The following is a 13,651-nucleotide window of genomic DNA, read 5'->3' as shown; positions in this document are numbered from 1 at the left end:
GGGGCCCCTAGAGCACCGCGGTGGTGAAAAAAGGGCGGGTGAAGGGCATCCCCACCCACGGCAAGTTTAGCGGTGCTCTCCCCCCACACGAAGGCAGTCCACCCAATCGAGCACAAACGTAACGGGTGTTGCGTACCAGCGGGCTCGGCATTTAGAGACTTCAAGATTTAGAGATTGAAAGATTCAAGATCTAAGAGCGAAGATGGCAACAAATAAATCTAGGCTGTCGCCGAGCTGGCCAGTGGTGCCGTCTGCCGCCTGCGGGCCACAGCGTCCGTGAGCCCGGCCAGCACCTCTGCCAGCGCAGCGGCGGCCAGTGGGCGGACCACGCCGCCCTCGTGCTCGTCGGCGATCATCTGGTCGAGCAGGAAGTGGCCCTGCAGCACCTTGGTGGCGCCCATGGCGAACAGCAGGGGCCGCAGTACGCCGTCGATGGCGACCAGGTGGCCCTGGGTGCCGCCGGTGGCCAGCGGGAGCACCGCCTTGCCCGCCAGCGTGCCGGTGGGCAGCAGGTCGAGCAGTGACTTCACCAGCCCGCTGTAGGCGGCCCGGTAGACCGGGCTGGCGACCACCAGGCCGTCGGCGGACGAGACCAGGTCGATGGCGGCGCGGATGGCCGGGTCGCCGGTGTCCTCGGCGAGCAGGCTGACCGTGGGCAGGTCCCGCACGGTCAGCACGGTGACCGTCTCGCCGCGCTCGCGGAGGTGGTTGGCCACGTGCGTGACCAGGATGCCCGCCCGCGCGCTGGGCGACGGGCTGCCCGAAATGATCAGGATCGACCCCATGGTCCCCTCCTCGGGGATGGTGCTCGGCTAGGGCTGGCGAGTGGTTCGTCAGCCCGAACAGACACCGCCTGCGACGAGGAGGAAGTCCACGTGCCTGCGCCGGGTGAGAACACGGTCACCGGACATGCCACGAGTAGATCAGCGCGGGCACCCCGGCTCAACGGTGTCCACCCGATGGGACGGCGGGGCCAGTGCGTGGACCGCGCCCGTGGGCACCGCACGGGCGGGTGGCCAGGCGCAACGGAGTCGATGCCATGGGAGGTGCGGGGGCACCGGTGCCGGGCCGTATCCTTGATCTGCGGGCGAGTCGGCCGGGCGGCCGCGGCGGTGTGAACCACCGCCGAGGAAAGTCCGGACTCCGCAGGGCAGGGTGGTTGCTAACGGCAACCCGAGGTGACTCGCGGGAAAGTGCCACAGAGAACAGACCGCCCGGTCGGCAACGGCCGGGTAAGGGTGAAACGGTGGTGTAAGAGACCACCAGCACCCCGGGTGACCGGGGTGGCTAGGTAAACCCCACCCGGAGCAAGGCCAAGAGGGAGCCGCGAGGCTCCTGCGCAGACGTTCGAGGGCTGCCCGCCCGAGTCTGCGGGTAGGCCGCACGAGCCTGCCGGCGACGGCAGGCCTAGATGGATGGTCGCCACCCGGGGCGCGGGTCCCGGGAGACAGGATCCGGCTTACGAGCCGACTCGCCCGCCCCTGTCCGCACCGGTTCGACGACAGCGTTACCCGATTGGCCCTACACCGATTGGAGTAACTTTGCACGCACGTTGCCCAGGAAAACCCTGTGAGTTGCCTCACTCAGGGTGAAGGTGGCGTCGCATGCGGGTGAATCACCGCGATGACTAGGAAAATCGAGTGGTCGGGGGTTCTGACCGGGCCGCACAGGATGATGATGGTGTGGTCAGATGGCAGCCGCACTGGACGGAGGAAGGGCACTTGGCTCTACGGAACGCGTCCTCCTAGCTACCGATAGTAATGACAACCGTGTGCCTCACGTGCTCTACTCGACGGGGCACAGCACAGACCTGCCGCGCAGAGCAGGACGCCCCCGGACCGCTCCGCGCACTAGGGAGATCGACATGACTACCCCGACCATCGCCGCCCTCGTTGACCTCGCCCAGCAACAGCAACCGGGAACGTCCGTCGGCACCAGCGGCTTGCGCACCTGGATCCTCGACAACGTCATCCCCCTGCTCCTGCTCATCGTCGCGCTCCTGCTGCTCTGGCTCGGCGGCGGCAAGGGCGACAACGCGGGCGTGATGAAGCGCCTCGGTGGCGTGATCGTGGCGCTGGCCATCATCGGCCTCGCGGTCACCAACGCGGGCGAAGGCATCGGCCGGTGGATCGCCGGCCTGTTCACCGGCTGATCAGGCCCGGTGAACTGACGTGCGGATACGCACCGACGACGAGGTCTACCGGGTCGACGCCGTGTGGCTCGGCCCGCCCAAGGCCACCTTCCCGTGGCGCGCCAGGTACGTGGCGTGGGGTGTGGGCACCGTCGTCTTCCTGCTCGTGCTCACCGTGCTGCGCAACGTGGGCATCGGCCTGTTCTGGTCGTTCGCCTGGGGCCTGGTGGCCACCATCGGGCTGACCATGCTCATCACGTCCCGGATCAGCCACGAGCGCCCGCTCGGCGCGGTGCTGACCATGTGGGTGCGCGAGCTCAACGCCCCCCGCGAGATCGGCTCGGGCAACGGCGGCGCCGTGAGCGCGGCCCAGGTCCGCGTGCACGCGGAGCTGCCGCGCAGGCGCCCCACCAAGCGCGAGGACCGCAGGCGCGCCAAGACCGCGCGCCGGGCCGAGGAGGCCCGCCGCAAGGCGCGCGAGGCGCGTTCGGCCGACCCCCGCCGCGACCGGCGCGCGGGCGAGATGACCAACAGGACCAGGAACAGGGAGGTCAGCGGTGTTCGGACGCCGTAAGCGTGAGCAGGATGTGCTCGCGCCGTACCCGGCGGGACATCCGCACGACCGCACCGCGCAGGGCCGGGAGCGGCACAGCGCGCGCTACCAGCAGGCGCAGCCGCCGGGCAAGCGCGGCAAACGGCTGCCGGGGGAGCAGAGCATCCCCAGCTACACCCCGGAGATCGCCGCGCGCACCATCGACGGCCACCTGCTGCGCACCGGCACCGACGTCTACGCCTGGTACCGGCTGGCCCCGCAGCGCTGGTCGTTCCGCTCGGACTCCCAGCGCCAGGACCTGGTCGCCGCGATCGCGGGCCAGTACGCCGAGCTGGCCGGGCGCTGGCTGCACCTGCGGGTCACCACCCGGCCCTACCCGATCCGGATGTGGGCCGAGGCGCACGTGCACAACGCGGTCGGCAGGCTGCCGGACGTGCCCGGCGCGCTGAGCTTCGACGACTACCTCATCGGCGAGCAGCAGCAGCTGCTCGGCCGGTCGATGGCCGAGAAGGAGGTCTACCTCGGCGTCCAGGTGCAGACCCGCAACGTGGTCGACCGGGCCGTCGAGCGCGCGGCGCCGTTGCTGCGCAAGGTCTTCCCGGACGCGGTCGACGCCGAGCTGCTGGCCATCGAGAGCGAGGTCGAGCACCTCGACCAGGTGATCGGCTCGGCCGGGCTGGAGGGCCGGGCGGCCACCGCCGAGGAGATGTCCTGGCTGATGCACCGCTCGTGCTCGCTGGGCCTGCCCGCGCCGCGCAACATGCCCGCGGTGCCCGGCGCGGCCTGGGAGCCCGAGGACCTGGCCAGCTTCACCGACGCCGCCGACTTCCACCAGGACCCGTACGCCCCCACGGTCACCGTGCGCGGGCGCACCGGCTCCAACGCCGGGGTCACCCGGCACGTCACCGTGCTGACCGTGGGCATGATGCACGGCCTGCAGATCCCCGAGATCGACGACCCGTGGGTGCAGCGCAGCGACCGGCTGCCCGCCTCGGTCGAGTGGTCCGCGCGGATCTACGTGCGCAAGCCCGAGGAGGTCCAGGGCGAGCTGCAGCGGCAGATGAACAAGGTCCGCTCGCAGGTCAAGCACTACACCGACGAGCACGAGCTGGAGCCGCCGCAGTCGCTGGCCCGGCAGGCGAGCCGGGTGCTGGAGATCGACGACGAGATGACCTCCGGCTTCACCGCGCTGGCCACCCGGGTGCGGTCCTGGTGGCGGCTGGCGGTCTCCGGGCCGACCGAGCGCGACGCGCTGCGGCTGGCCCAGCAGCTGCTCGACCTGTACAAGCCCAAGGTCGCCATCGAGCACCCCGAGGCGCAGTACGCGATGGCCCGCGAGTTCATCCCGGGCGAGCCGCTGGCCTCGAGCGCCTACCTGCGCCGCGGGTCGGTCGTGTGGGCGGCCTCCGCGGTCCCCACGGCCACCGCCGAGGTCGGCGACCGGCGCGGCATCCTGCTCGGCGAGACCTGCACGGCCACCCGGCGCCCGGTGGCCTGGGACCCCTGGATGGCCCAGGAGATCCGGGACGGCTCCGGCCTGACCGCGATGGTCGCCGGGCTCGGTGGCGGCAAGTCCTTCCTCGGTGGCGGCATCGTCTACAAGACGCTGCGCGCCGGGGCGCACTGGACGATCCTGGACCCGTCCGGCCCGCTGGCCCGGTTGTGCGACCTGCCCGAGCTGCGCCCGTACGCCCGGCCGATCAACCTGCTCAACGCCCAGGCGGGCATCCTCAACCCGTACCGGGTGGTGGCCGAGCCCAAGCTGGACCACTTCCTCGACGAGGAGGACCCCGAGCGGGCCTGGCGCCGGGAGAAGGCGCTGGCCGCGGCCACCCGCCGCCGCCTGGTGCTCGACGTGCTGTCCGGCCTGCTGCCCTACGAGGTCGCCCGGCTGCCGCAGAGCCGGATCGTGCTGCTGCGCGCGGTGCGCACCGTCGGCGGCCGCGCGGACGCCGACCCGAGCCTGGTGTTCGACGCGCTGCGCCGCGACGCCAGCGAGCACCACGAGCACGCCGTGGTGGTGGCCGACTTCCTCGACGAGATGCGCGAGCGGATGTCGCTGCTCATCCCCGAGCGCGGCGCCGACCCCTACGACGAGCAGCGCGACGACCGGATGACCGTGCTGACCATGGCGGGCCTGACCCTGCCCAAGGACGGCGTCGGCCGCGAGCACTGGACCGACGCCGAGGCGCTCGGCGTGGAGATGCTCAACCTGGCCGCCTGGCTCACCCAGCGCTCGATCTACGAGAAGCCCAAGGACATGCGCAAGGGCGTCTGGATCGACGAGGCGTTCTTCCTCTCCGAGGTGCCCACCGGCCGGGTGCTGATGAACCGGTTCGCCCGCGACTCCCGCAAGTGGAACGTGCGGGTGCTGCTGTCCTCGCAGATCCCGGCCGACTTCCTCAAGATCCAGGGCTTCGTGACGCTGCTGGACTCGGTGTTCATCGGCAGGCTCGACGACGACAGCGCCCAGGCCGACGCGCTGCGGCTGCTCAAGGTCCCGATCGGCGCGGGCTACGAGCAGGTCATCGCCAGCCTCGGCCGCCGCCCGGGCGTGCAGCGCGGGCTGGTCGAGCGCGACACCGCGCCGCGGCAGTTCATCTTCGGCGACGGCGCCGGCGGCGTGGAGCGGATCCGGATCGACCTCTCCGGCGAGCACCTCGACCACCTGCGCACCGTCATGGACACCACCCCGGACGCGCAGCGCGAGGGCGCCAAGCGGCTGCTCGCCGACTCGGCGCCGCAGGCCAGCGCCGCGGTGATGCCCAGCGAGTTCGACTTCGAGCCGGTCGACGGCTCGACCATGGCCAGTGACGAGGAGTTCGAGCGGGCGGCGGAGTTCGAGCTCGGCCTCACCGAGGACGACTTCCTGGGCGAACCGCTGCCCGGGGACCGGGGCGAGGGCCCGGACGGGACGAAGGGTTCGGCAGGCGGGAAGAAGCGCGGTCGCGAGGACGCGGCATGAACGGCGGGGTATCCCACCCGCCGGTCCGGTTGGCTAAGTTGATCAAGCTAGTGCCCGGTGACCCGAGCTCGGCGAGGTTGGTGGACGTCACATGAACACGCTCCTGGTGGTGGCCGCCGCCACGCTGCTGCTCGCGGCGCGGCGGCGTCGGAGACGGCGCGGCCAGGCGTTCTCGCGCCGCACCGTCTCGATGCTCGCGGTCGTCGGCGTGCTCGCGTTCCAGGCGGTGCTCGGCAGCCCCGCGTTCGCCCAGGCCAACGACGCCTGCGTGCCCAACCCGGAGCGCCCTGGCTCGGGCATGGTCGGCGCGCTCGACCCGCCGCAGGGCAACGGCGAGGCGGACAGCCCGTACCTGTACTACGGCTACGCGGGCATGGTGTGGAACGTCTACGACGAGTCCTGCGGTGGCATCGTGCCCGCCGGGGTCAGCGACCCCGGTGCCACGATCGACAACTGGGCGGGCAACGAGCTGTTCAACGTCGCCAAGAACATCGTCGGCGCCACCAACTCGCTGCACTACACGCTGATGACCGGCGGCGTGCTCGGCGGGCTCAACGACCAGATCGGCAAGGCCGCCGACTCGGTGTTCAACAACATCTACACCCAGCTGTTCAGCGTGTTCATGCTGCTGCTGGCCATCTTGCTGTTCCGCCAGATCTGGAAGGGCGACCTGGCCACGGTGTCCAAACGGGCGCTGTTCGCGCTGGCGGGCATGTGGCTGGCGGCGTCCTCGGCGGTCCTGGTGGCCAACTACGACCGCATCGACGACACGATCGTGCGCACCACCACCGGCATCCAGGCGGGGTTCGTCGACCCGGAGGAAGACCGGGTGGTGCGGCACATCCTGCCCACCGACCTGCACAACAAGATCGTCTACGAGAACTGGCTGCGCGGTGAGTTCGGCAGCCCGGACAGCCCGCAGGCCCGCGACTTCGGCCGCAAGCTGCTCGACGCGCAGGCCTGGACCCGCGAGGACCTGGTCTCCGGCCGCGACGCCGACAACGCCGCCGAGCAGGCGAAGAAGAACGAGTACAAGACCATCGCCACCCAGCTCGGCCCGGCGACCGGCTACTTCAAGGGCACCGACGGCAGCCGCACCGGCGCCGGCGTGCTGGCCCTGTTCCAGTCCATCGTGTACTCCCTGTTCCAGCTCTTCGCCAAGCTCGCGGTGCTGCTGGCCCAGCTGCTGCTGCGGATCCTGGCGCTGGCCGCGCCGGTGATCGGCCTGGTCGCGCTGATCCACCACGACATCCTGCGCAAGGTCGGTCGAGCCGTGGGCGCGGTGGTGCTCAACGTGCTGGTGCTGGCCATGCTGGCGGGCATCCACTTCAAGTTCCTGGAGCTGATCTTCTCCCCGGAGGCCAAGCTCTCGCTGCTCACCCAGATGCTGCTGGCCGCGATCGTCACCCTGGTGTTCTTCATCGTCGGCCGCCCCGCGCGGCGGATGTGGCAGATGCTGGAGCTCTCGGTCGGCGCCGCCGGTGCCTCGATGCCCGGGATGGGCGGCGGGATCTTCTCCCGCTTCCGGCGCAACAAGCACGACGGCCCCACCCCGCAGGACGACTTCTGGGAGAACGTCCGCGACGGCGAGGAGGCCGAGGCGGGCGCGCTCGCCCGGACCACCACCACCGGCGGTCGCAGGCCGCGCCCGGAGGCCAGCAACCCGGTCACCGCGCACGCCGAGCGGATGGACGTGCGCAGGCCCGCCGCGGCCATCGGCGCACCCCGCCCCGGCATCGCGGCGAGCAGGCCCGACATCGACGGCGAGCTGGTCATCGAGGGCGGTGGCGGGTCCGGCCGCGGCCCGGCCCGGCTGGCCATCGGCTCGGCCACCAGCCGCACCGCCGACACCGTGCCGGTCGCCGACCGCGGCTGGGACCGCGGCGAGGACGCCGTGGTGATCCCGTCCATGGTGTCCAGCAGGCGCGGCGAGTTCGAGACGCCGATCGAGCCCGCCCCGACCACCCCGCCGCCGCGCGCGGCCGACGTGGAGATGGTCGCGGGCAGGCCCGTGCACATGGTCTACCGCCCCTCGCGCGGCCTGGAGGTCGCCGACAACCCCCCGCCCCGCCGGGTGCCGCTCAACGACGGCCCGCGCGGTAACGACGCGGTGGTGAGGTGACCCGTGCCGATCCGCACCAACCGCGGCCGCGCCGCGGTTTACCGGAAGCTCTGGGGGTGGCCGCTGCGCTCCCCCCGCCACCTGGGCGTGGCCGTGTTCATCGCCGCGGTGGTGCTGACCGCGGCGAGCATCCTGGTGCCCAAGGTCGTCGGGAACAAGGGCGGCACTGAGGTCGCCGCGGGCGGCTCGCGCACGGCCCAGACCACGACAACCCGGCCGGGTCCGCGCCCGGACGCCGGTCTGCCCAGCACCCCGACCACCTCGCTGCCCACCCGGATCACCTCCACCCCGAGCCCCACCAGCCAGACCCAGGCACCGGCGCAGGCGCTGGACACGGTCACCAAGTGGGCCGAGCGCTGGGTGGACCACCCCGAGGGCGTCACCGCCCAGGACTGGCTCGACCGGCTCCGGCCGTTCACGACCGAGGAGTACATGGCCGTGATGGCCAAGGTCGAACCGGCCAACGTGCCCGCAACCAAGGTCACCGGCCCCGCCCGCGCGGCCGTCTCGTTCGCGAAGTCAGTGGAGGCCGAGGTGTCGACGGACAAGGGGACCCTGCACGTGACGGTGATCGACACCGGTCGCGGTTGGAAGGTCGCGGACTACGACCTGGAGCAGAGATGAAGACGGCGCTGATCATCGGCGGCGTGGTGGTGGCCGTGTTCACCACCGTGATCAGCACCGGGGCGATCACCTCGGTGGTGGAGCAGGGGCAGGCCGAGCAGCAGGCCCAGGCGGTGAGCCTGCGCAGCTGCAACGCCAGCCTCGGCCCGAGCAGCACCGGCCCGGCGGGCTCCGGGGCGGGCGACGCCGCCGGGCTCACCGACGAGCAGCGCGGCACCGTGGCACTGATCATCACCATCGGCAAGCAGCGCAACCTGTCCCCGCGCGCGTGGCAGGTGGCGATCCAGGCGGGGATGACCGAGTCCGGGCTGCGCAGCCTGAACTACGGCGACCGCGACTCGCTCGGCATCTTCCAGATGCGGCCGTCGATGGGCTGGGGCAGCAAGCTCGAGGTCACCAACCCGACGTACGCCATCAACAAGTTCTACGACGTGCTGCAGACCGTGCCGGAGTGGGAGCAGCAGCGCCCCGGCGAGTCCGCCCAGGACGTCGAGCGCTCGGCCTTCCCGGACCGGTACCACCGCTGGGAGTCGATGGCCGCGCACCTGATCGGCGACCTCGGCCAGGTGGAGAACTTCACCGGCTGCGGCACCGGTTTCGGCAACCTGCTCCCCGCCCCGACCCAGGCCGCGGGCGGCGCGATGCAGTTCGCGTTGGGGCAGCAGGGAAAGCCCTACGTCTGGGGCGCGGGCACCGACCAGCAGGGCTCCTACGACTGCTCCAGCCTGATGCTGCAGTCCTACCGCTCGGCGGGGATCACCCTGCCGCGCACCTCGCGCGAGCAGTACAAGGCGGGCGCGCTGCTGCCGGTCGAGCAGGCCCAGCCGGGCGACCTGCTGTTCTGGGCCTACGACGAGTCCAACCCCGCCACGATTCACCATGTGGCGATGTACCTGGGGGATGGGAAGATCGTCGAGGCGCAGCAGACCGGCGTCCCCGTGCACATCCGGCCCGTGTCCTGGACCGAGGGCGAGCTGATGAACCAGGCCGTGCGGCCGGGGGTTTGAGAAGAGGGCTGATGAACATGTACTCACCGGGGCCGATCCCCCGCCACTCCGGCCCACCCGCGCCCGCCGCCCCGATCCGGGACTTCCTGGGCAGCGGACCGCGGCCGGGCGTCAGCGAGGGCTACGTCGTGCTGCCGCGCTCGCTGGCCGAGGCGATGCCGCTGCCGTGGCAGCAGCACATGGCGCACCTGCTGCACGAGTTCCACCAGGTCTACGCGCACCTGGACTGGCCGGAGTACCGCGTGGTGCCCTCCCGCCGCGAGCGGCTGGTCGACCTCGACGAGGAGCAGCTGGCCGAGGTCGGCTGCATCGCCGAGATCGACGCCGACGGTGAGCTGGTCTACCGCGAGCGCAACGGCCGCAAGATCGAGCAGCCGGAGCGCCAGGAGGTCCTGGTCTCCTGCCTGGACCCGATCCCGAGCCAGCACCTCAACGCCAACCAGGACACCCCGCCGCGTGGTTTCCCGGTGCAGCAGGCACCCAACTGGGGTTAGCTGGAAGGTATGACGGACAACAACCCGGACGACGGTTGGTGGTTCAACACCCGCACCAACGAGGTCGAACACGGCAACCTGGCCAAGTCCATCGACCGGCTCGGCCCCTACCCGGACCGGGCCACCGCCGCGCGGGCGCTGGACATCGCCCGCGAGCGCACCCAGGCGGCAGACAAGGCAGACCGCGCCTGGAGCGGTGACGACGACTGACCCGCGCGCCGACTGAGCCGTCGCGGGCCCGGCCTCCGGGCCCGCGTCAGTCGACCGCCCACCAGGCGAGCAGACCCGCGAGGCCGTTGGCCAGCAGCAGGGTGATCGTCGCGGCGCCGCCGAGCGCCTCGGTCGAGAAGCCGGTGGCCGGGTCGAGTTCGAACCGGCCCTCGGCGCTGTAGTCGAACAGGTAGGGGACGGCGAAGATCCCCGATCCGAACGAGAACAGGCTCACCGCCGCGCCGAAGTCCGAGGGGGCCTCGGGCCGGTCGGGTCGCGATCGGCGGAGCCAGATCGAGCGCCCGCCGGAGACGATCGCGGCCAGGCCGCACGTCAGCGCCATCGAGGTCCCGGGGCCGCGGTAGGGGACCAGGACCGACAGCGCGAGCAACACCACCCCGCTCACCGCGGTGACCCAGCTCAGGTACCGCCGGACGAACGTGATCGTCGTCGGTTCCGCGGCTGGTTCCCGTTCATCGCCGGTCTTCGGTTCCGCACCGCTCAGCGGTTCCTGGTGGGCGACTTCCGCGGGCTCATCGGACACGGTGATCAACTTAGCCGGCCGGTTCGGCTCCCGCCGCCGATCGGCCGTGATTGCCCCGTTCAGCCGCGCGGCACCGGGACACCGATCACCGCGTCCGGGTCTCGGAAGGCGAGTACGCCGAGCAGGCCGTAGGCGCACAGCAGGACGGTGCCCACCGCCGTCGCCAGGTGCGCGAGCGAGAGGCCGAGCACCGGGTCCGCGATGAGCGGGGACCCCGTGTCGGGCTGGAACACGAAGAGCCCCAACCCGATCGTCAGCGCGATGACGCCCGCCGAGGCGCGGATGGCCGAGTGCGCCTCGGGCAGGTTGGGCACCAACCGCCGCAGCAGCACCGCGCCGGTGCCGAGCACCGCGGCGGGCCAGCCGACCGCCAGCGTGGCGGGCAGTCCAGGGCTGGGCAGTGGGGCCCGGTAGTGCAGCACGAGCAACGCGATCCCGGCCACGGCGGTGACCCGGTGCAGCGATCGGCGGACGACCATCAGGGTCGTCGGGTCCTGCGGTCGGGAGCTCAGGTCGGTCAGGTCGTACACGGTGATCAAATTAGCTGGCCGGACCGCCGTCTCGGTGGCGGTTCGGCCATTCAGCCGCGCAGGGCCGAGACAATCTCACGCAGGTGCGGCTCCAGCTCGCGGTCCATCGCCGCCGCGTCGTGCCGGGTGCTGATCACCTTCGCGGGGCCGTACTGCCGGGCCGCCAGCGCGTCCACCCGCAGTTCGGTCCTGGGGTGGCCCGCGTCGACGCGGTGCGGCTGCTCGGGACGCGGGTCCGGTTCGGCCGTCGCGAGCCAGGTGCGGGAGGCGGCCCAGACGTCATGGTCGCGGCGCAGCACGGCGGTGCGCAGGTTGCGCACGACACCGCCGCTGAAGCGCAGCTTGGCCAGCGCCGACCGCGTCGCCTCGACACCCGCGAGGTCGGCGGCGAGGTGGTCGGCGAAGTACTCGGCCCGCTGACCGGCCTGGCCGAGCAGCCGGTCCTGCGCGAGCAGCAGGCCCAGCACCGGCAGCGACAGCACGAACGTCGCCGCCCGGGCCAGCGTCGAGCCCACCGCTGCCAGAGTGTCACCGCTGTCGCCGGGATCGGTGCGCAGGGTGCGGTAGAGCTCGGCCAGGCTGGTGTACGAGGAGCCGACCAGCAGGCCCCGCCGGCTGTCACCGTTGACGCCGTGGCCGAGCTCGTGGCCCAGCACGGCCACCCGCTCCTGCGCGGTGAGCACGTTCCACAGCGGGTAGCCGATGGTCAGGACCGGCCGCCTGCGCAGGCCGACCTGCTCGTAGGACGCGTTGTACTGGGGGCTCAGCACGATCCGCCAGACCCGGCGCGCGCCGAGGGCGTCGGCCACCCGATCGGCCAGGCCGTAGAGCTCGGGCGCCGTTTCGCGGTCCACCACCTCCGCGTCGCGGTGCAGCCGGCCCAGTCGGGGACGCATCAGGAAGGCCAGCCCGACCAGGGCGATCGCGGCGACGATCGGGATCAGCGGGAACCCCGCCTTGGCGTTCACCAGCAGCAACCCGGCCAAGACCACCAGACCGAGGGTGAACAAGTGGACCACCGCGGCGACCGCAGCCGCCGCCCAGGTCGCGGCGTCGCGACCGGGCCGGGTCATCGGCCCGGCGGTGACAGCGGTGAACAAGCGGGCGGAGATCTTCTCGGCGAAGGACACGCGCAGGCTCGCGAGCCCACGCCCCCAGGTTGTGCGCACGGTCGGGTATCGCTGCCGAACCGGGGGCTGTTTCGTTCGTGGGCGATCGTCGACCCGTGCTGACCTGCGATTGTGCTGTGAAGTCCGTCCCACCGGGTCGCGATGGCCGCTTGCCTGGTGTCACGCTTGGGCGGTAAGCCCTCCGCACATACCCGGGGACCCGCGATGACGCGGGCTTCGAGGGAAGGACGGTACAGCGATGTCTGATATGGCGATGTCCGCTGAGCACAATCCCGAGCAGACCGCCCCCTACGGGACCGGCACCGCGGCACCGGGCGCCAAGCCCGCCAAGCGCGTCCGGATCCACCACCTGCAGGAGCTCAAGGACCGCGGCGAGCCGTGGCCCATGCTCACCGCCTACGACATGTACACCGCCGAGCTCTTCGACGAGGCGGGCATCCCGGTGCTGCTGGTCGGCGACTCCGCCGCGAACAACGTCTACGGCTACGACACCTCCCTACCGGTCACCGTCGACGAGCTGATCCCGCTGGTCCGCTCGGTGACCAGGGCCGCGCGGCACGCCCTCGTGGTCGCTGACCTGCCGTTCGGCTCCTACCAGGTGTCGGTGGAGCAGGCGGTGACCACCGCGGTCCGGTTCATGAAGGAGGGCCGCGCGCACGCGGTGAAGCTCGAGGGCGGGGAGGCGTTCGCGCCGCACGTCCGGGCGATCACGAACGCCGGTATCCCGGTCATGGGGCACATCGGTTTCACCCCGCAGAGCGAGCACAACCTGGGCGGGTACCGCGTGCAGGGGCGCGGCGACGCCGGGGACCACGTGGTCACCGACGCACTGGCCCTGCAAGCGGCCGGGGCGTTCGCGGTGGTGATGGAGATGGTGCCCGCCGAGGTCGCCAAGCGGGTCACCCACGAGCTGCGGGTGCCGACGGTGGGGATCGGCGCCGGGCCGGACTGCGACGGGCAGGTGCTGGTGTGGCAGGACATGGCCGGACTCCGTCGGGCCAAGGCGCCGCGGTTCGTGAAGCGGTACGCGGATGTGGCTGGGGTGTTGTTGGAGGCTGCTCGGGCTTTTGGGGAGGATGTTCGGGGGCGGGAGTTCCCCGGCCCTGAGCACGCTTTCCACTGAGCTGCGTTTGCGGCTTGGCCGGGTTGCTAGCGTGGGCTCGATCTAGGACTCGCTTGAGCGCTGCCGTCTTCGTTGCCCAGGTTTCGAGCATGGCTCGATCTAGTGAACTCGCTTCGTGTGGGGCCCCTAGAGCACCGCGGTGGGGAAAAAGCGTGGGGTGAAGGGCATCCCCACCACAGGTCAAGTTTAGCGGTGCTCTCCCCCCACACGAAGCGAGT

General features: G+C 71.5%; 13 protein-coding genes and 1 other RNA gene. 10 read left to right on the top strand and 4 right to left on the bottom strand.

All coding sequences use genetic code 11. From position 1 onward, the window contains the following. Positions 1 to 218 precede the first annotated feature (218 nt). Positions 219 to 785 (bottom strand): NADPH-dependent FMN reductase, encoded by a 567-nt coding sequence (gene ssuE / locus QSK30_RS35975; RefSeq protein WP_285509887.1) that lies wholly within the window; start codon positions 783 to 785, stop codon positions 219 to 221. A 303-nt stretch (positions 786 to 1,088) separates the two neighbouring features. Between ssuE and rnpB the strand changes: the two genes are divergently transcribed. The 9 genes from rnpB to QSK30_RS35930 all read left to right on the top strand — a co-directional run bounded on the left by rnpB (position 1,089) and on the right by QSK30_RS35930 (position 10,106). Next, an RNA gene (gene rnpB / locus QSK30_RS35970) (RNase P RNA component class A) lies at positions 1,089 to 1,478 on the top strand. A gap of 386 nt (positions 1,479 to 1,864) precedes the next feature. After that, positions 1,865 to 2,152, top strand: a complete 288-nt coding sequence (locus tag QSK30_RS35965; protein ID WP_285509886.1) for a hypothetical protein — start codon at positions 1,865 to 1,867, stop codon at positions 2,150 to 2,152. A 19-nt stretch (positions 2,153 to 2,171) separates the two neighbouring features. Then, the gene (locus QSK30_RS35960) at positions 2,172 to 2,705 is read left to right on the top strand and encodes a hypothetical protein (RefSeq protein WP_285509885.1); all 534 of its coding nucleotides are present in this window, start codon (positions 2,172 to 2,174) and stop codon (positions 2,703 to 2,705) included. A gap of 124 nt (positions 2,706 to 2,829) precedes the next feature. Beyond that, a complete protein-coding gene (locus QSK30_RS35955) occupies positions 2,830 to 5,649 on the top strand; it encodes an ATP-binding protein (protein ID WP_285509889.1) in 2,820 nt (939 codons plus the stop codon). Positions 5,650 to 5,740: 91 nt separating this feature from the next. Further along, entirely contained in the window at positions 5,741 to 7,771 is a 2,031-nt protein-coding gene (locus tag QSK30_RS35950) for a magnesium transporter (RefSeq protein WP_285509884.1), read from the top strand. A 3-nt stretch (positions 7,772 to 7,774) separates the two neighbouring features. Next, entirely contained in the window at positions 7,775 to 8,395 is a 621-nt protein-coding gene (locus QSK30_RS35945; protein WP_285509883.1) for a hypothetical protein, read from the top strand. Then, positions 8,392 to 9,402, top strand: coding sequence for a C40 family peptidase (locus QSK30_RS35940; protein ID WP_285509882.1), 1,011 nt, complete (start codon positions 8,392 to 8,394; stop codon positions 9,400 to 9,402). The genes QSK30_RS35945 and QSK30_RS35940 overlap by 4 nt, the downstream gene beginning before the upstream one ends. 11 nt (positions 9,403 to 9,413) lie before the next feature. After that, a complete protein-coding gene (locus QSK30_RS35935; protein WP_352231682.1) occupies positions 9,414 to 9,896 on the top strand; it encodes a hypothetical protein in 483 nt (160 codons plus the stop codon). A 9-nt stretch (positions 9,897 to 9,905) separates the two neighbouring features. Further along, a complete protein-coding gene (locus QSK30_RS35930; protein ID WP_285509881.1) occupies positions 9,906 to 10,106 on the top strand; it encodes a hypothetical protein in 201 nt (66 codons plus the stop codon). A gap of 46 nt (positions 10,107 to 10,152) precedes the next feature. On the opposite strand, the gene QSK30_RS35925 is transcribed toward QSK30_RS35930, so the two are convergent. Genes QSK30_RS35925 through QSK30_RS35915 form a run of 3 tightly spaced genes read right to left on the bottom strand, consistent with a single transcriptional unit; the run spans position 10,153 to position 12,349 of the window. Further along, a complete protein-coding gene (locus QSK30_RS35925) occupies positions 10,153 to 10,650 on the bottom strand; it encodes a hypothetical protein (protein WP_285509880.1) in 498 nt (165 codons plus the stop codon). A gap of 59 nt (positions 10,651 to 10,709) precedes the next feature. After that, positions 10,710 to 11,180 (bottom strand): hypothetical protein, encoded by a 471-nt coding sequence (locus QSK30_RS35920; RefSeq protein WP_285509879.1) that lies wholly within the window; start codon positions 11,178 to 11,180, stop codon positions 10,710 to 10,712. A gap of 50 nt (positions 11,181 to 11,230) precedes the next feature. Next, positions 11,231 to 12,349, bottom strand: a complete 1,119-nt coding sequence (locus QSK30_RS35915) for a M48 family metallopeptidase (protein WP_285509878.1) — start codon at positions 12,347 to 12,349, stop codon at positions 11,231 to 11,233. A 214-nt stretch (positions 12,350 to 12,563) separates the two neighbouring features. Between QSK30_RS35915 and panB the strand changes: the two genes are divergently transcribed. Beyond that, on the top strand, positions 12,564 to 13,433 hold the full coding sequence (panB, locus tag QSK30_RS35910) for a 3-methyl-2-oxobutanoate hydroxymethyltransferase (RefSeq protein ID WP_285509877.1): 870 nt from the start codon (positions 12,564 to 12,566) through the stop codon (positions 13,431 to 13,433). Positions 13,434 to 13,651 lie beyond the last annotated feature (218 nt).

This window comes from Actinokineospora sp. NBRC 105648 (assembly GCF_030269645.1).
GTDB lineage: Bacteria > Actinomycetota > Actinomycetes > Mycobacteriales > Pseudonocardiaceae > Actinokineospora.
Note: the sequence above shows the minus strand (reverse complement) of the source record. Positions and strands in the feature narration are given on the sequence as shown.

Excerpts from the sequence above, each read along its gene's own strand:
- QSK30_RS35940 (WP_285509882.1), top strand. The coding sequence starts at position 8,392 with ATGAAGACGGCGCTGATCATCGGCGGCGTGGTGGTGGCCGTGTTCACC.
- QSK30_RS35935 (WP_352231682.1), top strand. The coding sequence starts at position 9,414 with ATGAACATGTACTCACCGGGGCCGATCCCCCGCCACTCCGGCCCACCC.
- QSK30_RS35930 (WP_285509881.1), top strand. The coding sequence starts at position 9,906 with ATGACGGACAACAACCCGGACGACGGTTGGTGGTTCAACACCCGCACC.
- ssuE (WP_285509887.1), bottom strand. The coding sequence starts at position 785 with ATGGGGTCGATCCTGATCATTTCGGGCAGCCCGTCGCCCAGCGCGCGG.
- QSK30_RS35965 (WP_285509886.1), top strand. The coding sequence starts at position 1,865 with ATGACTACCCCGACCATCGCCGCCCTCGTTGACCTCGCCCAGCAACAG.
- QSK30_RS35950 (WP_285509884.1), top strand. The coding sequence starts at position 5,741 with ATGAACACGCTCCTGGTGGTGGCCGCCGCCACGCTGCTGCTCGCGGCG.
- panB (WP_285509877.1), top strand. The coding sequence starts at position 12,564 with ATGTCCGCTGAGCACAATCCCGAGCAGACCGCCCCCTACGGGACCGGC.